The organism is Serratia sp. X10 (assembly GCF_017811775.1).
Taxonomy (GTDB): Bacteria; Pseudomonadota; Gammaproteobacteria; order Enterobacterales; family Enterobacteriaceae; genus Serratia; species Serratia ureilytica.
Window position 1 is genome coordinate 492,305 of record NZ_JAEIOH010000004.1, and the last position, 23,386, is coordinate 515,690.

19 protein-coding genes are annotated in these 23,386 nt (G+C 60.5%); 13 read left to right on the forward strand and 6 right to left on the reverse strand.

Going from position 1 to position 23,386, the window contains the following annotated elements; all coding sequences use genetic code 11:
- Positions 1-51 precede the first annotated feature (51 nt).
- Together ampD and ampE are read left to right on the forward strand one after the other, a co-directional pair.
- The gene (gene ampD, locus J9788_RS16595; protein ID WP_025301585.1) at positions 52-648 is read left to right on the forward strand and encodes a 1,6-anhydro-N-acetylmuramyl-L-alanine amidase AmpD; all 597 of its coding nucleotides are present in this window, start codon (positions 52-54) and stop codon (positions 646-648) included.
- Positions 648-1,502 (forward strand): beta-lactamase regulator AmpE, encoded by an 855-nt coding sequence (gene ampE / locus J9788_RS16600; RefSeq protein WP_046898132.1) that lies wholly within the window; start codon positions 648-650, stop codon positions 1,500-1,502. The genes ampD and ampE overlap by 1 nt, the downstream gene beginning before the upstream one ends.
- Before the next feature lie 62 nt (positions 1,503-1,564).
- Here the strand turns inward: ampE and hemL are convergent, their stop codons facing one another.
- Positions 1,565-2,854, reverse strand: a complete 1,290-nt coding sequence (hemL, locus tag J9788_RS16605; RefSeq protein WP_015376661.1) for a glutamate-1-semialdehyde 2,1-aminomutase — start codon at positions 2,852-2,854, stop codon at positions 1,565-1,567.
- Positions 2,855-3,028: 174 nt separating this feature from the next.
- Here hemL and clcA point away from each other — a divergent pair, with 174 nt between their 5' ends.
- On the forward strand, positions 3,029-4,468 hold the full coding sequence (gene clcA, locus J9788_RS16610; RefSeq protein WP_046898133.1) for a H(+)/Cl(-) exchange transporter ClcA: 1,440 nt from the start codon (positions 3,029-3,031) through the stop codon (positions 4,466-4,468).
- Between the two features lie 89 nt (positions 4,469-4,557).
- On the forward strand, positions 4,558-4,902 hold the full coding sequence (gene erpA, locus J9788_RS16615; RefSeq protein ID WP_033641865.1) for an iron-sulfur cluster insertion protein ErpA: 345 nt from the start codon (positions 4,558-4,560) through the stop codon (positions 4,900-4,902).
- 56 nt (positions 4,903-4,958) lie between these two features.
- Here erpA and J9788_RS16620 read toward each other — a convergent pair whose 3' ends face one another.
- From J9788_RS16620 to mtnN, 4 genes are all read right to left on the reverse strand, one after another.
- Positions 4,959-5,192, reverse strand: coding sequence for a hypothetical protein (locus tag J9788_RS16620; RefSeq protein ID WP_052759944.1), 234 nt, complete (start codon positions 5,190-5,192; stop codon positions 4,959-4,961).
- 201 nt (positions 5,193-5,393) lie between these two features.
- Positions 5,394-6,008 carry a TRIC cation channel family protein gene (locus J9788_RS16625; protein ID WP_033641866.1) on the reverse strand — a complete coding sequence of 205 codons (615 nt, stop codon included), beginning with the start codon at positions 6,006-6,008 and terminating at the stop codon, positions 5,394-5,396.
- A complete protein-coding gene (btuF, locus tag J9788_RS16630; protein WP_046898135.1) occupies positions 6,008-6,814 on the reverse strand; it encodes a vitamin B12 ABC transporter substrate-binding protein BtuF in 807 nt (268 codons plus the stop codon). Before btuF ends, J9788_RS16625 begins: the two co-directional genes overlap by 1 nt.
- Position 6,815: 1 nt before the next feature.
- The gene (mtnN, locus tag J9788_RS16635) at positions 6,816-7,517 is read right to left on the reverse strand and encodes a 5'-methylthioadenosine/S-adenosylhomocysteine nucleosidase (RefSeq protein ID WP_046898136.1); all 702 of its coding nucleotides are present in this window, start codon (positions 7,515-7,517) and stop codon (positions 6,816-6,818) included.
- A 129-nt stretch (positions 7,518-7,646) separates the two neighbouring features.
- Here mtnN and dgt point away from each other — a divergent pair, with 129 nt between their 5' ends.
- Together dgt and degP are read left to right on the forward strand one after the other, a co-directional pair.
- Positions 7,647-9,164, forward strand: coding sequence for a dGTPase (gene dgt / locus J9788_RS16640; protein WP_046898137.1), 1,518 nt, complete (start codon positions 7,647-7,649; stop codon positions 9,162-9,164).
- Between the two features lie 181 nt (positions 9,165-9,345).
- Complete coding sequence (degP, locus tag J9788_RS16645) at positions 9,346-10,788, forward strand: serine endoprotease DegP (protein WP_033651660.1); 1,443 nt, start codon at positions 9,346-9,348, stop codon at positions 10,786-10,788.
- Between the two features lie 68 nt (positions 10,789-10,856).
- Here degP and barA read toward each other — a convergent pair whose 3' ends face one another.
- The gene (gene barA / locus J9788_RS16650; protein WP_046898138.1) at positions 10,857-13,583 is read right to left on the reverse strand and encodes a two-component sensor histidine kinase BarA; all 2,727 of its coding nucleotides are present in this window, start codon (positions 13,581-13,583) and stop codon (positions 10,857-10,859) included.
- Between the two features lie 66 nt (positions 13,584-13,649).
- Here barA and rlmD point away from each other — a divergent pair, with 66 nt between their 5' ends.
- The 7 genes from rlmD (at position 13,650) to J9788_RS16685 (ending at position 23,377) form a co-directional block, all read left to right on the forward strand.
- The gene (rlmD, locus tag J9788_RS16655; protein WP_094143829.1) at positions 13,650-14,999 is read left to right on the forward strand and encodes a 23S rRNA (uracil(1939)-C(5))-methyltransferase RlmD; all 1,350 of its coding nucleotides are present in this window, start codon (positions 13,650-13,652) and stop codon (positions 14,997-14,999) included.
- A gap of 9 nt (positions 15,000-15,008) precedes the next feature.
- On the forward strand, positions 15,009-17,240 hold the full coding sequence (relA, locus tag J9788_RS16660; protein ID WP_182265290.1) for a GTP diphosphokinase: 2,232 nt from the start codon (positions 15,009-15,011) through the stop codon (positions 17,238-17,240).
- A 99-nt stretch (positions 17,241-17,339) separates the two neighbouring features.
- A complete protein-coding gene (gene mazG, locus J9788_RS16665; RefSeq protein WP_116286807.1) occupies positions 17,340-18,134 on the forward strand; it encodes a nucleoside triphosphate pyrophosphohydrolase in 795 nt (264 codons plus the stop codon).
- A gap of 351 nt (positions 18,135-18,485) precedes the next feature.
- Positions 18,486-20,123 (forward strand): glutamine hydrolyzing CTP synthase, encoded by a 1,638-nt coding sequence (gene pyrG, locus J9788_RS16670; RefSeq protein ID WP_004932674.1) that lies wholly within the window; start codon positions 18,486-18,488, stop codon positions 20,121-20,123.
- 81 nt (positions 20,124-20,204) lie between these two features.
- A complete protein-coding gene (gene eno / locus J9788_RS16675; protein WP_004932670.1) occupies positions 20,205-21,500 on the forward strand; it encodes a phosphopyruvate hydratase in 1,296 nt (431 codons plus the stop codon).
- Between the two features lie 285 nt (positions 21,501-21,785).
- On the forward strand, positions 21,786-22,976 hold the full coding sequence (locus J9788_RS16680; RefSeq protein WP_182265291.1) for an FAD/NAD(P)-binding oxidoreductase: 1,191 nt from the start codon (positions 21,786-21,788) through the stop codon (positions 22,974-22,976).
- Complete coding sequence (locus J9788_RS16685; RefSeq protein ID WP_080350208.1) at positions 22,973-23,377, forward strand: hypothetical protein; 405 nt, start codon at positions 22,973-22,975, stop codon at positions 23,375-23,377. Before J9788_RS16680 ends, J9788_RS16685 begins: the two co-directional genes overlap by 4 nt.
- The last annotated feature ends 9 nt before the right edge of the window (positions 23,378-23,386 follow it).

The following is a 23,386-nucleotide window of genomic DNA, read 5'->3' on the forward strand; positions in this document are numbered from 1 at the left end:
GGAACATGCTACTCTGTTGCAGGAATAAGTACCACCGCAGAGAGGTGTCTGATGCAGTTGGAAAATGGCTGGATTGTCGGGGTGACGCGAGTGGTTTCGCCGCACTGCGATCGGCGCCCGGATGACGAGCCGCCCTCGCTGCTGGTCATCCATAACATCAGCCTGCCGCCCGGCGAATTCGGTGGCCCCTATATCGACCAGCTGTTCACCGGCACGCTAGATCCCGCGCAGCACCCTTATTTCGCCGAGATCCATCAGCTGCGAGTGTCTGCGCACTGCCTGATCCGCCGCGACGGGGAGATCGTGCAGTATGTGCCCTTCGACCAGCGCGCGTGGCACGCGGGCGTTTCTCTGTATCAGGGGCGCGAACGGTGCAACGATTTCTCCATCGGCATCGAGCTGGAAGGCACCGACCAGTTAGCCTACACCGAGGCGCAATATCGCACGCTGCAGGCGGTCACCGCACTGCTGGCCGAACATTATCCGCCGTTGGCGGCGCATATCGCCGGGCATTGCGATATCGCCCCCGGCCGCAAAACCGATCCCGGGCCGGCGTTCGATTGGGATCGCTATCTGGCATCTCTGGAACAACGCGGCGCGCCCGCCGACGCTATGCTTGAGACAAGAAAAAGGGAGAGGAATCGCTAATGACGCTGTTTACGCTGTTGCTGGTTTTGGCCTGGGAGCGCCTGTTCAAGCTGGGGGAACACTGGCAGCTGGATCACCGTCTTGAAGTGGTGTTTCAGCGGCTGCATCGGGTTTCGCTGGCGCAGACGCTGGCGATGACCGCCGCCTGGATGGTGATCGTCTGGGGCGTTCTGTGGTTGTCGCACGGGTTATTCTTCGGCGTGGTGACGCTGCTGCTGTGGATCGTCATCGATCTGCTGTGCGTCGGCGCCGGCATCAAGCGCAAACACTATCGCGCCTACCTGAAAGCGGCGCGGCAGGGGGATACCCATGCCAGCGATCAGATGGCGGAAGAGCTGGCGTTGATCCACGGTTTGCCGGTGGACTGCAGTGAAGAGCTGCGCCTGCGCGAGCTGCAAAACGCGCTGCTGTGGATCAACTTCCGTTATTACCTGGCGCCGCTGTTCTGGTTCGTGGTCTTTGGGCCGTACGGGCCGATCGCGCTGGCGGGATATGCCTTCCTGCGCGCCTATCAAACCTGGCTGGCGCGCCACAATACGCCGCTGGAGCGTTCGCAGTCGGGCATCGATCAGCTGCTGAACTGGCTGGACTGGATCCCGGTGCGTTTGGCCGGGGTGGCCTATGCGTTGTTCGGCCACGGCGAGCGCGCGCTGCCGGCCTGGTTCGCCTCGCTCGGGGATCGGCATTCGTCGTCGTATCAGGTGTTGACGCGGCTGGCGCAGTTCTCGCTGGCGCGCGATCCGCATATGGACCCGGTGCAAACGCCGCGGGCGGCGGTGACGCTGGCGCGCAAGGTGACGATGATCATCGTGGTGGTGGTGGCGCTGTTGACCATTTACGGCACGCTGCTGTAAACCGCCGTGAAAAACAAAACGGGCGCCTCGGCGCCCGTTTCTTTTTTGCCATCCGGCCGGGATTACAGCTTGGCGAAGCAGCGACGCGCGGCGTCGATGGTGCGCTGGATGTCTTCCTTGCTGTGCGCCACGGACATGAAGCCCGCTTCGAAGGCGGACGGCGCGAGATACACCCCCTCTTCCAGCATCAGGTGGAAGAAGCGCTTGAAGCGTTCCACGTCGCACTGCATCACGTCCTGGTAGCAGGTGACCGCCGGCGCGTCGGTGAAGAACAGGCCGAACATGCCGCCGACGTTGTTGACCACCAACGGAATATTCTCTTCCTGCGCCGCGTGCAGCAGGCCAGCGGCCAGCATCTCGGTCAGTTCGGTCAGCGTCTGATGCACGCCGACCTGCGACACTTCGGTCAGGCAAGCGTAGCCCGCCGCCATGGCGATCGGGTTGCCGGACAGGGTGCCCGCCTGGTAGACCGGGCCGGTCGGTGCCAGCGCGTCCATCACCTCGCGACGGCCGCCGAAGGCGCCCACCGGCATGCCGCCGCCGATGATTTTGCCGAGGCAGGTCAGATCCGGCTCGACGCCGTAATAGGATTGCGCGCCGGCCAGCGCGACGCGGAAGCCGGTCATCACTTCGTCGATGATCAAGAGCGCGCCGTACTTGTCGCACAGGGCGCGCAGGCCCGGCAGGAATTCCGGCAGCGGCGGCACGCAGTTCATGTTGCCGGCGACCGGCTCGACGATGATACAGGCGATCTCGGACGGGTACTGTTCGAAGGCGGCGCGCACCGAATCCAGATCGTTATAGGTGCAGGTCAGGGTGTGTTTGGCGAAGTCGGCCGGCACGCCCGGTGAGTTCGGCTGGCCGAGGGTCAGTGCGCCGGAGCCGGCTTTCACCAGCAGGCAGTCGGCGTGGCCGTGGTAGCAGCCTTCGAACTTGATGATTTTATCGCGGTTGGTGTAGCCGCGCGCCAGGCGGATGGCGCTCATGGTGGCTTCGGTGCCCGAGTTCACCATGCGCACCATATCCATCGTCGGCACCAGCTCGGTGACCAGCTGCGCCATTTTGACTTCCATCTCGGTCGGCGCGCCGAAGCTCAGGCCGCGCTGCGCCGCTTCGATCACCGCGTCGCGGATCGCCGGGTGGTTATGCCCCAGCACCATCGGCCCCCAGGAACCGACATAGTCGATATAGGCCTTGCCGTCGGCATCGAACAGGTAAGCCCCGTCTGCGCGCTCGATAAACAGCGGCACACCGCCCACGCCGGTGAATGCACGCACCGGAGAGTTTACCCCGCCGGGGATCAACTGTTGCGCCTGGGCGTACAGACTTTCGGACTTGCTGTGTAGGCTCATAAATCGGCTCCTGGATTCTCTTTTGAATGATTTGACCGCGCTATTCTAGAGGAGAGCGCCGCGTTATGAAACGATCACAGTCAGATACCATTAACGGCAGCGCCCGCCGCCGGGTTGGGGTAGAATAACCGCCTTGCCTATTTGTATTACAAATTACCTGACGAATCACTCGCGATGACAGAATCACAATCACAGCCAGTCGGGACGTTGAGCCCGCGTCTTAGCCGCAGCGATGCGGTGCGCCAGTTTATCCGCCGCGATAAAACGCCGGTGGCGATCCTGTTGATGGCCGCGCTGGTGGGGACGCTGGCCGGTTTGCTCGGCGTGGCCTTCGATAAAGCGGTGGCGTGGGTGCAGCAGCAGCGGCTGGCTTCGCTGGCGCAGGTCGCCGACTTCTGGATCCTGGTGTGGCCGCTGGCGTTTATCTTGTCCGCCGCGCTGGCGGCGCTGGGTTATTACCTGGTGCGGCGCTTTGCGCCTGAGGCGGGCGGTTCGGGCATTCCTGAGATCGAAGGCGCGCTGGAGGAGCTGCGGCCGGTGCGCTGGTGGCGCGTGATACCGGTGAAATTCATCGGCGGCATGGGAACGCTGGGGGCGGGCATGGTGCTGGGGCGCGAAGGGCCTACGGTGCAGATGGGCGGCAACGTCGGGCGCATGGTATTGGACGTGCTGCGCATTCGCGGCGCCGAGGCGCGCCATTCGCTGCTGGCGACCGGGGCCGCCGCCGGGCTGTCCGCCGCGTTCAACGCGCCGCTGGCCGGCATTCTGTTTATCATCGAAGAGATGCGGCCGCAGTTTCGCTACAACCTGATCTCGATTAAAGCGGTGTTTATCGGCGTTATCATGTCGAGCGTGGTGTTCCAGCTGTTCAACGGCCAAGGCTCGGTGATCGCGGTCGGCAAACTCGCCTCGGCGCCCATCAACACCTTGTGGCTCTATCTGGTGTTGGGCGCGATATTCGGCGCGGTGGGCGTGGGATTCAACGCGCTGATCTTTCGCACTCAGGACATGTTCGCGCGCCTGCACGGCGGCAGAATGCGCAATGTGCTGCTGATGGGCGGGCTGCTCGGCGGCGTGTGCGGCATTCTGGGGCTGATCCAGCCGGAGGCGGCGGGCGGCGGCTTTGGGCTGATCCCGATCGCTGCGGCGGGCAATTACAGCGTCGGCATGTTGATGTTCATTTTCATTACCCGCATCTTCACCACGCTGCTGTGCTTCGGTTCCGGCGCGCCGGGCGGCATCTTTGCGCCGATGTTGGCGCTGGGCACGCTGTTCGGCACCGCCTTCGGGCTGGCGGGGGCGCATTTGTTCCCGCAGTACGGCATCGAGGCGGGCACTTTCGCCATCGCCGGCATGGGGGCGTTGTTCGCCGCCACGGTGCGCGCCCCGCTGACCGGCATCGTGTTGGTGCTGGAAATGACCGACAACTACCAGCTGATTTTACCGATGATCATCACCTGCCTCGGCGCTACGGTGGTGGCGCAGCTGCTCGGTGGCAAGCCGTTGTATTCGTCGATCCTGGCGCGCACCCTGCAACGACAGGAGGCGCAGTTGGCGCGGGAAGCGGCGGAGAAAACAAGTAAAGAAAATACAACAAATGCGGTGAATACTTGAACGCAACACTCAGGTATCGGATAATCGTTAATATTAATCAGGCAGCCCTGGTCGCGATCTGATGCTGAACAATGTTGGGAGTAAAGAGTATGAGTGATGAAACGGCACTGCCCCTGCAATTTACCGAGGCAGCAGCAAACAAGGTCAAGTACCTGATTGCTGACGAAGAAAATCCGAACCTGAAGTTGCGGGTTTACATTACCGGCGGCGGCTGCAGCGGATTCCAGTACGGCTTCACTTTTGACGACAAGGTCAACGATGGCGACATGACCATCGAGAAGCAGGGCGTGGCGCTGGTGGTCGATCCGATGAGCCTGCAGTATCTGGTTGGCGGTTCGGTGGACTACACCGAAGGGCTGGAAGGATCGCGCTTCGTGGTGACCAACCCAAATGCCAAAACCACCTGCGGTTGCGGTTCGTCGTTCAGCATCTGAGTTTGCCTGTCAGAATATCAACCCGCTCGCTTTCCGGCCGGCGGGTTTTTTTATGTCTACCATTCCACCAGGATCACTTCCGCGCCGCTCTCCTGCGTCGGTGGGGTGCGGATGACCTTCGGTTGAGCCGCCGCATGGCTGCATTCGGCCTGTGGCGCAGCGGCTTCGAGGCGCACGGCGCATTGCGGTTCAATGGTCAGGGTAACGCCGATCTGGCCGCTGACGGCATCGGCATAGACGGCGCCACTCAGCAGGGCGCCACAGCAGGCAAGCAGAATTTTTTTCATCATTGCGGGAATAGCCATCCGTAAGCCATCTTGTGATGACTTATCGGCAAAAAGTTAAAAAGTTTTAACAGCGCGGGGAAAGCATTAACCTGAGGGTTACAGAATTTTACATCGTCACTACGCTATTTTTCGGGTGAAAATAATACCACCGAACCCGTTTTTAGTCTAATAAATCACCAGGTCGCCGCCCCGCAGGGCGGCGGCTCAGCGTTCGAGAATAAAGGCGGGCAGCTTGAGGTGCCAGCGGATGGCCGCCAGCCGAATGGCCAGCGTGATGACCATACCCAGCATCATGGCCTGTTGCAGCGGCATGTTGAAGGTGTAAAACGCCGTGGCGTGCGCGATGCCGCCGATGATGCAGGCGGTGGCGTAAATTTCGGTGCGCAGGATCATCGGGATCTCGCGCGCCAGCACGTCGCGGATAATGCCGCCGCCGACGCCGGTGATCACCCCCATGCAGATCGCCACCAGCGGGCCGGTGCCGGCCGCGAAAGCCTTGTTGACGCCGATGCCGACGAACACCGCCAGCCCGACGGCGTCGAGCACCGGCAGCACCCATTTCGGCAGGCGGCGCGGCTGGCGCACCAGCAACAGCGTCAAGACGCAGGTGATCATCGCCACCACCAGATCGGTGGGATCCTTGACCCAGAACACCGGGCCGTTGGCCAGCGCCATATCGCGGATGGTGCCGCCGCCAACCGCGGTGACCACGCCCAACACCAACACGCCGAACGGATCCATGCGCAGCTTGCCGGCCAGCAGTACGCCGGAGACAGCGAACACCGCCGTGCCGAGAATATCCAGCCAGAACACCAGCATCAGCGGATCTCCGCCAGCTGGCGGCACAGCTGCTGCGCCGCCAACAGCAGCCGCGGCCCACCGCGATTGAACCAGTCTTCGTTCAGCGCGATCACCGGTACCTGCAGCTGAGGCGCCCAGAAGGCTTTCACATTGGCGGCCTCTTTCGCGCCGCCGGTGATGACGATGGCCTGGGGTTGGCGCGCCAGCACCTGCTCGCGGCTGATCTGCGGCCAAGGCGTGCGGCTGTCGGCGAAGACGTTCTGCGCGCCGCACAGCGCCAACACCTGGCTCTGCAGCGTGGCGCTGGAGCTGGTGAACAACGGCTGGGTGCCGAACTGCAGCAACACGCGTCGCGGAGGATTATCGGCGTACTGTTGCCTGAGAGCAGCGAACTGACGGCGAAGGCCGGCGGCGGCCTGATGCGCCTGGTCCGGGTGCGGGCTGTATTGCGCCAGCTTATCCAGCAAGCCGGCGATCCCTTCGAGATTATCGGCGTCCGCATAGAAGATCGGAATGCCGAATGCGGCGAGCTGATCCAGCACGCGCTGCGGATTACCGCCGCGCCAGGCGAGGATCAGATCCGGCTTGAGCGCCAGCACCCGCTCCAGGTTGATGCCCTGCCAGGAGGCCACCTGCTCCAGCCTGGCGGCCTGCGGCGGATAATCGGAATAGGCGCTCGCCGCCACCAGCACCTCGCCCATGCCGGCGGCATAGGCGAGTTCGGTCGCATTGGGCGCCAGGCTGATCACTCGCTGGGCGGCCCCGGCCGGCAGGGCCAGCCAGAACGCCAGCAGCCAGAGCGCCGAGGTGAAGCGCCGCCTCACATCAACCGCGCTTGGCCAGGGTTTGCAGCATGGCGTTGACCATCAGCGTAGACTGCTTGGCCGCTACCACCAGGAACTCGTCAAAGCTCATGTGCGACTCGCTGTCGGCGACGTCGGAAATGGCGCGCACCACCACGAACGGCGTGCCGAACAGATGGCAGACGTGGGCGATCGCCGCGGCTTCCATTTCCACGGCGGCGACGCGCGGGAAGGTGGCGCGGATGCGCGCCAGCGGCTCGGCGCCGTTGATGAAGGCGTCACCGCTGCAGATCAGGCCGCGCACCGCGTGCAGCTCCAGCTGTTTGATGCAGCTTTCCGCCAGCGCGATCAGCGCGTCGTCGGCGACGAACGCCGCCGGGCAGCCGGCCATCTGGCCCGGCTCGTAGCCGAAGGCGGTGACGTCGGCGTCGTGGTAGCGCACTTCTTCCGACACTACGATGTCGCCCACGCGCAGCGTGCTGGCCAGGCCGCCGGCGGAGCCGGTATTGATCACCACGTCCGGGCTGCAGTGCTCCAGCAGCAGGGTGGTGCCCATGGCTGCGGAGACTTTGCCGATGCCGGATTTCAGCAGGGCCACTTCAACGCCGCCGATCTGGCCGGTGTAGATTTCGCAGCCCGCGCGCTGGATGGTTTGACGGTTTTCGATTTGATCGCGCAGCAGGGTGACTTCCTGCTCCATTGCGCCGATGATGCCTACTTTCATAAATAACACTCGCTGATTGGCCGTGAGAATTGCGGCATAGTCTATCATGGCTGTGTATCAGAGATAATGCGTTGCATCCGCCGCCGGGAATTGTTATCACGGGGGCAGGGCGCAACGGCGGAGAAACAGATGTCCGGGATCGACTTCAAGCAAAAAATCAGCTTCCAACGGCCTTTCAGCAAACCGATCGAGGCCGAGGAAGAGTACGACATCGTGCGGCAGTTCGAGAGCGATCGCGGGCGCATCGTCAACTCGGCCGCCATCCGCCGTTTGCAGCAAAAAACCCAGGTGTTTCCGCTCGAGCGCAACGCGGCGGTGCGCAGCCGCCTGACGCACTCGATGGAGGTGCAGCAGGTCGGGCGCCATATCGCCAAAGAGATCCTCAACCGCTTCAAACAGGCGGGGAAGATCGATGAATTCGGCCTGACCCGGCTGCTCGATCCGTTTGAGAGCATCGTGGAAATGGCCTGTCTGATGCACGATATCGGCAATCCGCCGTTCGGTCACTTCGGTGAGTCGGCGATCAACGACTGGTTTGCCCAGCGCCTCGATCCCGCCAGCTGCGGCAGCGAACCTGGCAGCCACGATCGCTGCCAGGTCGCGGCGCTGCGCCTGCATGAAGGGGAGAGCGATCTGAACCGGCTGCGCAGCCGGATCCGTCAGGATCTCAGCCACTTCGAGGGTAACGCCCAGGCGATCCGCATGGTGTACAGCTTGTTGAAGCTCAACCTGACCTACGCGCAGGTCGGCTGCATTTTGAAATACACCCGCCCGGCTTATTGGGCGGGCGATATTCCCGCCAGCCACAGCTATCTGATGAAAAAGCCCGGTTACTATCTGGCGGAAGAGGCCTTTGTCGATCGGCTGCGGCGCGAGCTGCACATGGGCGAGTTCGATCGTTTCCCGCTGACCTATATTATGGAGGCCGCCGATGATATCTCGTACTGCGTGGCCGATCTGGAAGACGCGGTGGAGAAGAGCATTTTCACCGTCGAGCAGCTGTATCAGCACCTGATTCAGGAGTGGGGCGAGGTGGCGCCGGGCGATCTGTTCGACAAGACCGTCGCCAGCGCGTTTCGCAAGATCGATCGCGGCGGCGCGCGGCGCAGCGCAGAAGATCAGTTCTTCATGTATCTGCGGGTGTTTACCGTGGCGCGGCTGGTGCCGCACGCGGCGCAGCGCTTTATCGACAATCTGGACGCGGTTTATCAGGGCAGTTTCAATCAGGCGCTGCTGGAGGATTCCAGCCCGGCCTATCGGCTGCTGAAAATATTTAAAAATGTGGCGTTCAAGCATGTGTTCAACCACCCGGAGGTCGAGCAGCTCGAGCTGCAAGGCTACCGGGTGATCAGCGGCCTGCTGGACATTTACAGCCCGCTGCTGGCGATGTCGCTGGCGGACTTCAGCCGGTTGGTGCGCGAGGACAGCCATCGCGCCTACCCGATCGAAACGCGCCTGTTCCACAAGCTGTCCACCAAGCATCGGCTGGCTTATGTGGAAGCGGTAGAAGGGTTGCAGCATTTATCGCCGGAGCAGCAAACCATTCGGGAATATTATTTCCGCGCGCGTTTATTGCAGGACTATATCAGCGGAATGACCGACCTTTATGCCTATGATGAATATCGTCGATTAATGGCGGCGGAATAATTAAGCGGAGGAATAATTATCAGCAATTCCAACCGGTTGGCTGTCTCGAGTTTTGTAAAGACGAACAATATTTGTTTACTATTGCCAATCATCTGTGCCGGAACTTCGGGCTATTAATTAACTCTGAATAAGCACGCAAGACAGCCATTCTTTTTTGAACGACTTTATAAGAGACACACAGATGAAAAAAACCGCATTAGTTCTGAGCGCACTGGCATTCAGCATCGGTATGGCGATGGGCCCGGTAACGGCCAGCGCCGCTGAAACCGCGTCTTCCAGCACCCAGCAGTTGCCGAGCCTGGCACCGATGCTGGAGAAGGTGATGCCTTCCGTCGTGAGCATTAACGTTGAGGGCAGCACCACGGTCAATACGCCGCGCATGCCGCAACAGTTCCAACAGTTCTTCGGTGAAGATTCGCCGTTCTGCCAGGACGGTTCGCCGTTCCAGGGCTCGCCGATGTGTCAGGGCGCTGAACAGCCCGGACCGGATGGCCAGCAGCCGCAGGGCACGCAGCAGAAATTCCAGGCGCTGGGCGCCGGGGTGGTCATCGATGCCGCCAAGGGCTATGTGGTGACCAACAATCACGTGGTGGACAACGCCAACAAGATCCAGGTGCAGCTGAGCGACGGTCGCCGTTTCGACGCCAAAGTGATCGGCAAGGATCCGCGTTCCGACATCGCCCTGATCCAGCTGAAAGACTTCAAGAATCTGACGGCGATCAAGATGGCGGACTCCGATCAGCTGCGCGTCGGCGATTACACCGTGGCGATCGGCAACCCGTACGGGCTGGGTGAAACCGCCACCTCGGGCATCGTGTCCGCCCTGGGGCGCAGCGGCCTGAACATCGAAAACTACGAAAACTTTATCCAGACCGATGCGGCGATCAACCGCGGCAACTCCGGCGGCGCGCTGGTTAACCTGAACGGCGAGCTGATCGGCATCAACACCGCGATCCTGGCGCCGGACGGCGGCAACATCGGCATCGGCTTCGCCATTCCGAGCAATATGGTGAAAAACCTGACGGCGCAAATGGTCGAGTATGGCCAGGTGAAACGCGGCGAGCTGGGCATCATGGGCACCGAGCTGAACTCGGAGCTGGCCAAGGCGATGAAGGTCGACGCGCAGCGTGGCGCCTTCGTCAGCCAGGTAATGCCGAAATCTTCCGCCGCGAAGGCGGGCATCAAGGCCGGCGACGTGATCGTCACCATGAACGGCAAGGCCATCTCCAGCTTCGCCTCGTTCCGGGCAGAGATTGGCACGCTGCCGGTCGGCAGCAAGATGTCGCTGGGCATTATCCGCGACGGCAAGCCGGTAACGATTGACGTCACGCTGGAGCAAAGCGCGCAGACCCAGGTGGCCTCGGGCAATATCTACACCGGCATTGAAGGCGCCGAGCTGAGCAATACCCAGGTCGGCAACGTGAAAGGCGTTAAGGTCGACAGCGTGAAAGCCGGCAGCGCCGCCGCGCGTATCGGCCTGAAAAAGGGCGACGTGATCCTGGGCGTGAACCAACAGCCGATCCAGAACCTGGGCGAGCTGCGTAAAATCCTCGACAGCAAACCGTCGGTGCTGGCGTTGAATATTCAGCGCGGCGATAGCCAGCTGTACCTGCTGGCGCAGTGATAAACGTCAGGCGCTAAAAGCAACAAAGGCACGCTACGGCGTGCCTTTTTGCATTATGGCCTGAGGATTCAGGCCGGTTGCGCCAGATGCGCGCGCGCCGCGTGGATCACCAGTTCAATCTCATCCAACAGCTCCAGCCACTCCGGCTCCAGTTCGTCGTTGGTGATGCCCTGGCGCAGCTGCCGCTCGAGGTAGAAACACAGCTGCTTGAGGCGCGGCACGCCGCTGTAGCTGCAGCTGCCATGCAGCTTATGGACCAGGTCGAGGATCTCGTCGTCGTGTTGCCCCTCGAGCAGCGCCTGCACCCGTTCGCGCACCTGCGGCAGGAAATCGAGCAGCATTTGCAGCAGATCGCGCGCCAGATCCGGCTTATTGGCCGCCTGGCGCAGCGCCAGCGGCCAGTCGAGCGACAGCGGGGCATCGTCGGCGACGGCGTTTTCCACGTCGCCGCTGTGGTAGCGCGACAGCACGCGGGTCAGCATTTTCTCGTCGATCGGCTTGGCCAGGTAGTCGTCCATCCCCGCCTGCAGCAGATGCTCGCGTTCGCCGCTGGCGGCATGGGCAGTGACGGCGACGATCGGGGTGGAGTTGTGGTGCGGCAGTTGGCGGATCAGTTCGCTGGCGTGAATGCCGTCCATCTTCGGCATTTGAATGTCCATCAGGATCAGATCCAGCACGTTGTTGCGCGCCAGCGCCAGCGCTTCCTCACCGCTCTCGCACAGCAGCGTTTTTTCCACCTGTTCGCCCAGCAGCGTGCCGATCAGCTTCAGGTTGGCCGGGTTGTCGTCGACCGCCATCACCGTCAGCGGCAGGCGTTTACGCTCAGGCGGGGCGGCAAGCCGATCGGGCGTCTCCATTCTCAGCAGCGGGAACAGACGCGTGCTGGTGATAGGCTTGATCAGGCAACCGAGCGCGCCTTGTTGCTTAAGCAGCTCGGCGTCGATCTGCGCCTGGCACGGCAGCGCCAGAATGACCCGATCGGCCAGCTTGAGCGAGGCCAACAATTTGTCCTGGTGCTGCGCCATGTTGTCGCGGAACGGGATCGGCACGCCGGCCAGCAGGAAGTCATAGTGGCCTTGTGGCAGTTGACCCAACGTCGGCGAGTGGGTAATCACCAACTGCGTGACGCTGAGCATGTTGAGCGTCGCCTGCGCCGCCGTCGGGTTGGACTCGATGTAGGCGAGCGTTTTGCCGTTCAGATCCGGCAGGCTCGGCGCCAGCGACAGCATGCCTTCGTTCAGATCGAGCGTGATGTGGAACCAGAAGGTCGAGCCACGGTTCAACTGGCTGTGGAAGCAGATATCGCCGCCCATCTCCTTCACCAGTTTTTGCGTGATCACCAGCCCCAGCCCGGTACCGCCGTGGCGGCGGGAGATGCTGGCGTCAGCCTGGCGGAACGCCTGGAACAGCTGCGACTGCTGGCGTTCGGAGATGCCGATGCCGGTGTCGTGGATCTGCACTTCCACTTCCACCCGGCGCTCCAGCTGTTTGCGCAGCTCGACGCGAATATCGATATTGCCGGTTTCGGTGAACTTGATGGCGTTGCCCAGCAGGTTGGTGATGATTTGCTGCAGGCGCAGCGAGTCGCCGATCACCTGCTCCGGCACGTCGTTGTGCACATCCAGCGTCAGCTCCAACCCTTTGTCATGTGCGCTGGGGGCCAGCAGCACCACCACTTCGTCCAGCGTTTCGCGCAGGGCGAACGGAATATGCTCCAGCACCAGTTTGCCGGCCTCCAGCTTGGAGAAGTCCAGCACGTCATTGATGATGGTCAGCAGGTTGTTGGCCGAGCGCTCGATGGTCTGCAAATAGTCGGTCTGGGTCGCGCTCAGATCGGTTTTCAGCATCTGGCGGGTAAAACCGATCACACCGTTGAGCGGGGTACGCAGCTCGTGCGACATGTTGGCCAGGAATTCGGACTTGATGCGCGCCGCCTCCTGCGCGCGTTTTTTCGCCAGATCCAGTTCGACGTTCTGGATCTCCATCTGCTCCAGCGTTTCACGCAGGTCGGACGTGGCCTGATCGATGTTCTGCTGCATCTCTTCGTGATAGGCGGTGAGCGACATCGCCATCGAGTTGATGCCGTTCTTCAGCATGTGCAGCTCGCCGAGCATGTAGCCCTCCACGCGGCTGTCGAGCTGGCCGCGGCGGATGCGATCGACGGTGTTCACCATGTTGCGGATCGGGCCGGTCACGTCGCGCATCAGGCGGTAAGCGAACAGGATGGCGATGCACATGCACAGCAGCAGCAGCAGGGTGGAGACGAACACCTCTTTATACTGCTGCAGCCGCACCGACTGCAGATCCAGCTCGATCGCCACATAGCCCAGGTTGTTGTCGGGGTGGCTGCCGCCGTCGGCGGTTTCATCCGGATACTGATTTTCCGACAGGATCGGCGTGCGCAGGATCAGCGAATCGCCGCGCCGGGTGAGCATCAGTTCGGTGGGCAACGGCACGCCTTTCGGCAACTGCAGCTGGGCGAAGTTGTGGTGATAATTGGAGGTGACGAACAGGTTGTTCTGCGCATCGAACACGGTGATCGAGCGCACGATGTCCGAATGGCGGCGGTGCAGCAGGCTGACCAGTTGCCTGACCGATTCGCGGCTGCGGAACGTCATGCCGTACTCGCTGGCTACCGCCAGCGGCTCGATGATGCTGGCGCCGGCGTCGACCAATTGCTCCTGCAGCTCGTTATAGCGGTGCACCACGAAGAAGGTGCTGAGCAGCAAACCAATCAGCAAGGTCGGGGCCAGAATCAGGATCATCATGCGCGCACGCAGGCTGTATTTGGTCATGGGATTCCAATGTGGGAGAATTGACAGCTGACACTAGCTTAATGAACCAGCACACAATCGACAAATATGGCGCAATTCTACTCTCCCAAACGCCGCGTGACGACCCGGCAGAGCTCACAAATCTTCACCGTGACGGTGAGCGATCTCGATCCTTTCGGCCAGGGCGTGGCGCGCCACGACGGCAAAGCGGTGTTCGTGCCGGGCGTATTGCCGGGCGAGCAGGCGGAAATCCAGCTGACCGAAGACAAGCGCCAGTTCGCCAAAGGCAAGCTCAAGCGCCTGCTGAGCCGCAGCCCGCAGCGGGTGGAGCCGCGCTGCCCGCATTTCGGCGTGTGCGGCGGCTGCCAGCAGCAACATGCGGATGAGGCGCTGCAACAGCAGAGCAAGGCGGCGGCGCTGGTGCGCATGATCGCCCGCGAAACCGGAGTAACCCCGCAACAGGAACCGGTGATCGCCGGCCCGGAATACGGCTATCGCCGCCGCGCCCGTCTGAGCCTGGCGTGGCAGCCGAAGCTGCAGCGCCTGATGATGGGGTTTCGACAGGCGGCCTCCAGCGAGCTGGTGGCGGTGGAGCACTGCCCGGTGCTGCGCCCGGAGTTGGAGCAGCTGCTGGCGCCGGTGCGCGCCTGCCTGAGCGGGTTGCAGGCGGTGCGGCGGCTGGGGCATGTAGAGCTGGTGCTGGCGGATAACGGCCCGCTGCTGGTGCTGCGCCATCTCGACGCCCTGAAAGAGGCGGATCGCCAGGCGCTGTTGGCGTTTGGCGAGCGGGAAAAGGTCGCCGTTTATCTGGCGCCGGACAGCGAACGGGTGGAAAAACTGTGCGGTGAAACGCCGTATTATCAGGTTGACGGGCTACGCTTAGACTTCAGTCCGCGCGACTTTATTCAGGTTAATGATGCCGTAAACCAACAAATGGTGGCGCAGGCCCTTGAATGGCTCGACATTCAACCCAATGATCGGGTGCTGGACCTGTTCTGCGGCATGGGGAATTTCACCCTGCCGCTGGCGCGCCGCGCCGCTGCGGTGGTGGGCATCGAAGGTGTTGCCACGCTGGTAGCGAATGGGCAATATAATGCACATAAGAATAAGCTGAATAATGCGTCGTTCTTCCATGAGAATCTGGAGGACGACGTTGAGCGGCAACCTTGGGCAGCACAAGGGTTTGATAAGGTGATGCTGGATCCCGCCCGCGCCGGTGCGGCCGGGGTGATGTCACACATTGTAAAACTGGCGCCGGCACGGGTGGTGTATGTTTCCTGTAACCCCACCACGCTGGCTCGCGACAGCAAAGTGCTGTTGAACGCCGGTTATCGTCTTGCGCGCGTGCGGATGTTGGATATGTTTCCGCACACGGGGCATCTTGAATCAATGGCGCTGTTTATCAACGAGCGCGCGCCAGAGGTCGCTGCAAAGTAGGGAGAAGTTATGGTTGCGGTAAGAAGTGCACATCTGAATACGGCGGGTGAGTTCGCTCTCGATGAGTGGATCGCCGGCTTGGGGCTACCCAACCCGCAGTCATGTGAGCGATTGGCCGCAACCTGGCGTTATTGTGAGCAGCAGACCCAAAACCATCCCGACGCCTCGCTGCTGTTGTGGCGCGGCCTGGAGATGGTGGAAATTCTCTCGACGCTGAGCATGGACAACGACAGCATGCGCGCCGCGCTGCTGTTCCCGCTGGTGGATGCCGGCATTGTGCAGGAAGAGATCCTGACGGATACGTTCGGCAAGGGCATCGTCGCCTTGGTGCATGGCGTGCGGGACATGGACGCCATTCGCCAACTGAAAGCCACCCAAAACGACTCGATGGCCTCCGAACAGGTTGACAATGTGCGCCGCATGCTGCTGGCGATGGTGGAGGATTTCCGCTGCGTCGTCATCAAGCTGGCGGAGCGCATCGCCCACCTGCGCGAGGTGAAAGACGCGCCGGAAGACGAACGCGTGCTGGCGGCGAAAGAGTGTTCCAACATCTATGCGCCGTTGGCTAACCGGCTCGGCATCGGCCAGCTGAAGTGGGAGCTGGAGGATTTCTGCTTCCGCTACCTGCACCCGGAAGAATACAAGCGCATCGCCAAGCTGCTGCATGAGCGCCGCATCGATCGCGAACAGTTCATCGACGATTTCGTCGCCGGGCTGCGCGCCGAGATGGCCAAAGAAGGCATTCGGGTGGAGATCTACGGCCGGCCGAAACACATCTACAGCATCTGGCGCAAGATGCAGAAAAAGCACCTGGCGTTCGACGAACTGTTCGACGTGCGCGCGGTGCGCATCGTGGCGGAGCGTCTGCAGGATTGCTATGCGGCATTGGGCATCGTGCATACCCACTTCCGCCATCTGCCGGATGAGTTCGACGACTACGTCGCCAACCCCAAACCCAACGGCTACCAGTCGATCCACACCGTGGTGCTGGGGCCGCGCGGCAAAACCGTCGAGATTCAGATCCGCACCCGGCAAATGCACGAAGACGCCGAACTGGGGGTGGCCGCGCACTGGAAGTACAAAGAGGGCGCGGGGGTTACCGTGCGCTCCGGCTACGAAGAGCGCATCGCCTGGCTGCGTAAGCTGATCGCCTGGCAGGAAGAGATGGCGGACTCCGGCGAGATGCTCGACGAAGTGCGCAGCCAGGTGTTCGACGATCGGGTCTATGTCTTTACCCCGAAAGGCGACGTGGTGGATCTGCCGGCCGGCTCCACGCCGCTCGATTTCGCCTACCACATTCACAGCGACGTTGGTCACCGCTGCATCGGCGCCAAGATCGGCGGCCGCATCGTGCCGTTTACCTATCAGCTGAAGATGGGCGATCAAATTGAGATCATCACCCAGAAACAGCCGAACCCGAGCCGCGACTGGCTGAACCCGAACCTGGGCTACGTGACCACCAGCCGCGGGCGCTCGAAGATCCACAACTGGTTCCGCAAGCAGGATCGCGACAAGAACATTCTTGCCGGCCGCCAGATGCTGGACAACGAACTGGAACACCTCGGCATCAGCCTGAAAGAGGCCGAGAAGCTGCTGATCCCGCGCTACAACATGAACTCGCTGGACGAGGTGCTGGCGGCGATCGGCGGCGGGGACATTCGCCTGAACCAGATGGTGAATTACCTGCAGGGCAAGTTCAACAAGCCGAGCGCCGAAGAGCAGGATCGTGAGGCGCTGCGCCAGCTGGTGCAGCAGAAAGCGCCGCCGCCGGCCCGCAACAAGGATAACGGCCGCGTGGTGGTGGAGGGCGTGGGCAACCTGATGCACCACATCGCCCGCTGCTGCCAGCCGATCCCGGGCGACGACATCGTCGGCTTTATCACCCAGGGGCGCGGCATCTCGATCCACCGTGCGGACTGCGATCAGCTGGCCGATTTGCAATCGCATGCGCCGGAGCGCATCGTCGATGCGGTGTGGGGCGAAAGCTACTCCAGCGGTTATTCGCTGGTGGTGCGCGTGATGGCCAACGATCGCAGCGGCTTGCTGCGCGATATCACCACTATTCTGGCCAACGAAAAGGTCAACGTGCTGGGCGTCGCCAGCCGCAGCGACACCAAGAAACAGCTGGCCACCATCGACATGGATATCGAAATCTACAACCAGCAGGTGCTGGGGCGGGTGTTGGCGAAGCTGAACCAGCTGCCGGACGTGATAGACGCCAAGCGTCTGCACGGCAACTAACTCCTGCGCCTTTCGGGCCGCATCCGAGATCGATGCGGCCCGAACTCCATCAATTCCGGCGGACATGTCCGTGCGCCCCCATTTTCTCAGAGATTTTTTATGACCCAATCCACTCCGCTGCAGCGCCTGCTGAACATCATGAAAACGCTGCGCGACCCGCAGAACGGTTGTTCATGGGACCGCAAGCAAACCTTCGCCACCATTGCGCCCTACACGCTGGAAGAGACTTACGAAGTGCTGGACGCCATCGAACGGCAGGACTACGCCGATCTGCGCGACGAACTGGGCGACTTGCTGTTCCAGGTGGTGTTCTACGCCCAGATGGGGCAGGAACAGGGGCTGTTCGATTTTGATGAGGTGTGCACCGCCATCAGCGACAAGCTGGAGCGCCGTCATCCGCACATCTTCGGCGACGCCGAGGGAGGAGACAGCGAAGCCGTGGCGGCGCGCTGGGAGCAGCTCAAGGCCGGCGAGCGCGCCGAAAAAGCGCTGCACTCGGTGCTGGACGACATTCCGCAGGCGTTGCCGGCGTTGATGAAGGCGCACAAGATCCAAAAGCGCTGCGCCTCGGTCGGCTTCGACTGGAACACCCTGGGCCCGGTGCTGGACAAAGTGTATGAAGAGATCGACGAAGTGATGCACGAAGCCCGCCAGGCGGTGGTCGATGAGAGCAAGCTGGAAGAGGAGATCGGCGATCTGCTGTTCGCCACGGTGAACCTCTCGCGCCATTTGGGCCACAAGGCCGAGAACGCATTGCAGGCGGCCAACCGCAAGTTCGAGCGCCGTTTCCGCGAGGTGGAGGCGATCGTCAAGCAACGCGGGCTGCGGCTTGAAGACGCCACGCTGGAGCAGATGGAAGACGCCTGGCAGCAGGTGAAGCGCCAGGAAAGTTGAATCGCTGCAACGACAATGTTGATCGCAAACAAGGTTCACTCAGGCTGAAACGGTTAAGCTTACGGTCAGGTCACAGGCGCAGGGCTGCCGTCGGCAGCAAAAGGCCAACAAACTGAAATCTAAGGTGTTTTATCGCTCGAGAGGGGCGGTAAAAAGAAATTTTCTCCGCTAACTCTTTGTATTTACTGGAGGGTTTTGGGCGCGCCGGCGGAGTAAACCCTGATGAACACGGGAGGGCGGCCGAGATGATGGACAGCAAAACGATCGTTTGTAGGTCAGGAGAGGTTCGGGTATACTACTTTCCCGTCCTGGTTCTTCCATCGTCTTTAAACCTAAACTCTCAGGTTCAGCATGACAACTAATTATATTTTTGTGACCGGCGGGGTCGTATCCTCTCTGGGTAAAGGCATTGCCGCAGCCTCTCTGGCGGCTATTCTTGAAGCCCGTGGCCTCAACGTTACCATCATGAAACTGGACCCGTACATCAACGTGGATCCGGGCACCATGAGCCCGATTCAGCATGGGGAAGTTTTCGTCACCGAAGACGGCGCAGAAACCGATCTGGATTTGGGTCACTACGAGCGCTTCATCCGCACCAAAATGTCGCGTCGCAACAACTTCACCACCGGCCGCATCTACTCCGACGTGCTGCGTAAAGAGCGCCGCGGCGACTATCTGGGCGCGACCGTGCAGGTCATTCCGCACATCACCAACGCGATCAAAGAACGCATCATCGAAGGCGGCGAAGGCCACGATGTGGTGCTGGTGGAAATCGGCGGCACCGTCGGCGATATCGAATCGCTGCCGTTCCTCGAAGCCATCCGTCAGATGGCGGTGGAAGTGGGCCGCGAGCACACCCTGTACATGCACCTGACGCTGGTGCCGTACATGGCGGCGGCGGGCGAAGTGAAAACCAAGCCGACCCAGCATTCCGTAAAAGAGCTGCTTTCCATCGGTATTCAGCCTGATGTGCTGATTTGCCGTTCCGACCGCGCGGTTCCTGCTAACGAACGCGCTAAAATCGCGCTTTTCTGCAACGTGCCGGAAAAAGCGGTTATCTCTCTGAAAGACGTTGATTCTATTTATAAAATCCCAGGCCTATTGAAATCTCAGGGGCTGGACGATTATATTTGTAAACGATTCAGCCTGAACGCGCCGGAAGCCAACCTGGCCGAATGGGAACAGGTGATCTACGAAGAAGCCAATCCGGGCGGCGAAGTGACCATCGGTATGGTCGGCAAATACGTTGAACTGCCGGACGCCTACAAGTCGGTGATCGAAGCGCTGAAGCATGGCGGGCTGAAAAACCGTCTGACCGTGAACATCAAGCTGATCGACTCGCAGGACGTGGAAACCCGCGGCGTGGAAGTGCTGAAAGGGCTGGACGCGATCCTGATCCCGGGCGGCTTCGGCTATCGCGGCGTGGAAGGCAAAGTGATGACCGCACGCTATGCGCGCGAGAACAACATTCCTTACCTGGGCATTTGCCTGGGCATGCAGGTGGCGTTGATGGAGTTCGCTCGCAACGTGGCGGGGATGGAGAACGCCAACTCCACCGAGTTTATGCCAGACTGTAAGTACCCGGTGGTGGCGTTGATCACCGAATGGCGCGATGAAGACGGCAACGTCGAAGTGCGCAGCGAAGAAAGCGATTTGGGCGGCACGATGCGCGTAGGTGGCCAACAGTGCAACCTGAGCGACAACAGCCTGGTGCGTCAGCTGTACGGCGAACCGACCATTGTCGAGCGTCATCGTCACCGTTACGAAGTTAACAACATGCTGTTGAAGCAGATCGAAGCCGCAGGGCTGCGTGTCGCCGGTCGTTCCGCCGACAACAAGCTGGTCGAGATCATTGAACTGCCGAATCACCCGTGGTTTGTGGCCTGTCAATTCCACCCGGAATTTACATCGACGCCGCGTGATGGGCATCCGCTGTTCGCCGGCTTCGTGAAAGCCGCAGGCGAGCATCAGAAGCGCCAGGTGAAATAAAATATTTGGTAGGCGGCGCGCGGTGAGAACCGCGCGCTGTTTGTCTGGAGTTTTAGTTTAACTTGTACTGAGGAAAACCTAATGTCCAAAATCGTTAAAGTCATCGGTCGTGAAATCATCGACTCCCGCGGTAACCCGACTGTTGAAGCCGAAGTTCATCTGGAAGGCGGTTTCGTCGGCCTGGCTGCTGCGCCGTCAGGTGCTTCTACCGGTTCCCGCGAAGCGCTGGAACTGCGTGACGGTGACAAGTCTCGTTTCCTGGGTAAAGGCGTACTGAAAGCCGTTGCTGCAGTAAACGGTCCGATTGCTCAGGCAGTACTGGGTAAAGATGCCAAAGACCAGGCGAACATCGACAAGATCATGATCGAGCTGGACGGCACCGAAAACAAATCCAACTTCGGCGCCAACGCCATTCTGGCGGTTTCCCTGGCAGCAGCGAAAGCGGCTGCAGCCTCTAAAGGCATGCCGCTGTACGAGCACATCGCTGAACTGAACGGCACCCCAGGCAAATTCTCCATGCCACTGCCGATGATGAACATCATCAACGGCGGCGAGCACGCTGACAACAACGTCGACATTCAGGAATTCATGATTCAGCCGGTTGGCGCGAAGACCCTGAAAGAAGCGGTGCGCATCGGTTCCGAAGTGTTCCACCACCTGGCGAAAGTTCTGAAAGCCAAAGGCATGAACACCGCCGTGGGCGACGAAGGCGGCTATGCGCCAAACCTGGGCTCCAACGCCGAAGCGCTGGCCGTTATCGCTGAAGCGGTAAAAGCGGCGGGCTACGAGCTGGGCAAAGACGTCACTCTGGCGATGGACTGCGCGGCTTCCGAATTCTACAAAGACGGTAAATACGTGCTGGCCGGCGAAGGCAACAAAGCCTTCACTTCCGAAGAGTTCACTCACTTCCTGGAAGAGCTGACCAAACAGTACCCAATCGTGTCTATCGAAGACGGCCTGGATGAATCCGACTGGGCGGGCTTCGCTTACCAGACCAAAGTGCTGGGCGACAAAATCCAGCTGGTGGGCGACGATCTGTTCGTAACCAACACCAAGATCCTGAAAGAAGGCATCGAGAAAGGCATCGCTAACTCCATCCTGATCAAGTTCAACCAGATCGGTTCTCTGACCGAAACCCTGGCAGCTATCAAGATGGCGAAAGACGCCGGCTACACCGCGGTGATCTCTCACCGTTCCGGTGAAACCGAAGACGCGACCATCGCTGACCTGGCGGTAGGGACTGCGGCTGGCCAGATCAAAACCGGTTCCATGAGCCGTTCTGACCGCGTTGCCAAGTACAACCAACTGATCCGTATCGAAGAAGCGCTGGGTGACCGTGCGCCGTTCAACGGCCTGAAAGAAGTTAAAGGCCAGTAAGTTCGACCGATTCGGTTGCTAAATAAAAACCCGCCGCGGCGGGTTTTTTTATGGCTGACGTACCGATGTTAACCCTGCTTTATTTATTAACAATCGCTGCGTTTACCCTAATAAATTTATTGTGCAGTTTTCTTGCCGGTTTTTATATTCCGTTTTTATTTGCTTTATAATTATTCGTTACTAGACTGCCAATAAGGCGGCGTTATTTTTTTTCTTGCCGTTAAATATCGCCATCATCGTAATGCGTTCTTTCATACTGCCGGGTTTCGGCTGGGGGAGGGCCAGATGCGACAGCGAGTCGTCATTGTCGGCGGTGGAACCGGCGGCACCATGCTAGCCAATCTGCTGGCCGTGAAATTACACTGGGAAATTCTCAATAATAAAGTTGAGTTATTAATGATTTCGGATTCGCCGCTGCATTATTACAAGCCGGCGTTTATGTATGTGGCATTCAATAATTTTTTCAAGCAGGAGCTCACGCGTTCACAGCGGAGTTTATTGCGGCCGGGAATACAGTTTGTCGTCGATAAAGCGGAATCTTTTGATTTAAAACAGCGGTATATCATTACGCAAAGCGGCAAGCATTATCCGTATGACTTTCTGGTTTTTGCTACCGGCTGTGTGCCCTGGCCGGAGCGCATCGAAGGGTTGGCGCAGGCGGGCGATCATTTCTACCAGTATCAGGCCGCGCGGCGGTTGGCGCATAAGCTGGCGACGATCGAGAAAGGCCGCATTTTCATCACCGTGTCCTTCCCTGAAACGCCTAATGTGCCCCATCAGTGTGGCATCGCGCCGATCGAAACCACCCTGATGCTGGACGACTACCTGCGGCGGCGCGGCGTGCGCAAGGCGGTGGAGATCGTTTATACCTACCCAACCATTTCTCAACTGCTGCGCAACTGTCTGTTTTTACAGCGCCCGACCGGCGAAGCGCTGCCCGCCATTTTTGCCGCACGCGACATTCGCCACCAGCGTGGGTTTACCCTCAGCCGGGTGGACGCTCAGCGCAACATCGCCTATTCCGCCGAGGGGGAAGAACAGCCGTTCGACATTCTGATGGCGACGCCGCCCATCCGTGCAGTGGAGGCGGTGCGCAATACCGGACTGAGCGACATTCAAAACGGCGAAGGGTGGCTGCCGACCGATCATCAAACGCTACAGGTCTACGGCCAGCAGGGCGTGTATGTCATAGGCGATACCGTGGATTTACCGGTCAGCAAGGCCGGCGGTTCTTGCCACAATCAGGCGCCGGTCATTGCCGACAACATCGCGGCGGAAATGCGACTGGGACAACCTGTGAGCCATTACGACGGCAAGGTGCAGGCGGTCGCGCAAATGGGGCTGAATGCCGGCATGCCGCTGGTGTACGACTATCGTCACGACGTACTGCCGACGCCAGCCACCAAGGCGGGCGGCATGCTGCGCAACGGGTTTAACCGCGGCCTTTACTGGGCCACGGTAAGGGGGCTGATATGACGGAAAGCACGGTGCATGCGGCTGACCTGCAATCATTGGCGGCGTTGCTCGAGAAATTGCAGCCGCTGCTGGCGGGCGGCCGGTTGGATAACGTGGTCGATCTGTTGTCGCTGCTGTCGGACGTGGTGGACATCGCCGACAACGCGCTGGTGGAGAAACTGGCCGGCGTCTTTGAAGGTTTGGTGACCATCGGTTGGGAAGGTGGAACGGCGCTGCAGATGGCGCACAGCGAGCTGCAGTTGAATCCTCCGCCGGCCAGTTTTCGCGCGCTGTACGCCTTGCTGAAGCAGCCGGATACTCTGCTGGGGTTGACGCTGCTGCTGCGTACTTTACAAATCATCGGCCAGCGCACGCGAGACAGCGCATTGCCGCCGGCCCTTCCGGATGAATCAACAAATTAGGCTTCACCC

Bases quoted from the DNA above. Each gene is read 5' to 3' on its own strand.
- ampD (WP_025301585.1), top strand. From the start codon at position 52: ATGCAGTTGGAAAATGGCTGGATTGTCGGGGTGACGCGAGTGGTTTCG.
- ampE (WP_046898132.1), top strand. From the start codon at position 648: ATGACGCTGTTTACGCTGTTGCTGGTTTTGGCCTGGGAGCGCCTGTTC.
- hemL (WP_015376661.1), bottom strand. From the start codon at position 2,854: ATGAGCCTACACAGCAAGTCCGAAAGTCTGTACGCCCAGGCGCAACAG.
- clcA (WP_046898133.1), top strand. From the start codon at position 3,029: ATGACAGAATCACAATCACAGCCAGTCGGGACGTTGAGCCCGCGTCTT.
- erpA (WP_033641865.1), top strand. From the start codon at position 4,558: ATGAGTGATGAAACGGCACTGCCCCTGCAATTTACCGAGGCAGCAGCA.
- J9788_RS16620 (WP_052759944.1), bottom strand. From the start codon at position 5,192: ATGATGAAAAAAATTCTGCTTGCCTGCTGTGGCGCCCTGCTGAGTGGC.
- J9788_RS16625 (WP_033641866.1), bottom strand. From the start codon at position 6,008: ATGCTGGTGTTCTGGCTGGATATTCTCGGCACGGCGGTGTTCGCTGTC.
- mtnN (WP_046898136.1), bottom strand. From the start codon at position 7,517: ATGAAAGTAGGCATCATCGGCGCAATGGAGCAGGAAGTCACCCTGCTG.
- dgt (WP_046898137.1), top strand. From the start codon at position 7,647: ATGTCCGGGATCGACTTCAAGCAAAAAATCAGCTTCCAACGGCCTTTC.
- degP (WP_033651660.1), top strand. From the start codon at position 9,346: ATGAAAAAAACCGCATTAGTTCTGAGCGCACTGGCATTCAGCATCGGT.
- barA (WP_046898138.1), bottom strand. From the start codon at position 13,583: ATGACCAAATACAGCCTGCGTGCGCGCATGATGATCCTGATTCTGGCC.
- rlmD (WP_094143829.1), top strand. From the start codon at position 13,650: ATGGCGCAATTCTACTCTCCCAAACGCCGCGTGACGACCCGGCAGAGC.
- relA (WP_182265290.1), top strand. From the start codon at position 15,009: ATGGTTGCGGTAAGAAGTGCACATCTGAATACGGCGGGTGAGTTCGCT.
- mazG (WP_116286807.1), top strand. From the start codon at position 17,340: ATGACCCAATCCACTCCGCTGCAGCGCCTGCTGAACATCATGAAAACG.
- pyrG (WP_004932674.1), top strand. From the start codon at position 18,486: ATGACAACTAATTATATTTTTGTGACCGGCGGGGTCGTATCCTCTCTG.
- eno (WP_004932670.1), top strand. From the start codon at position 20,205: ATGTCCAAAATCGTTAAAGTCATCGGTCGTGAAATCATCGACTCCCGC.
- J9788_RS16680 (WP_182265291.1), top strand. From the start codon at position 21,786: ATGCGACAGCGAGTCGTCATTGTCGGCGGTGGAACCGGCGGCACCATG.
- J9788_RS16685 (WP_080350208.1), top strand. From the start codon at position 22,973: ATGACGGAAAGCACGGTGCATGCGGCTGACCTGCAATCATTGGCGGCG.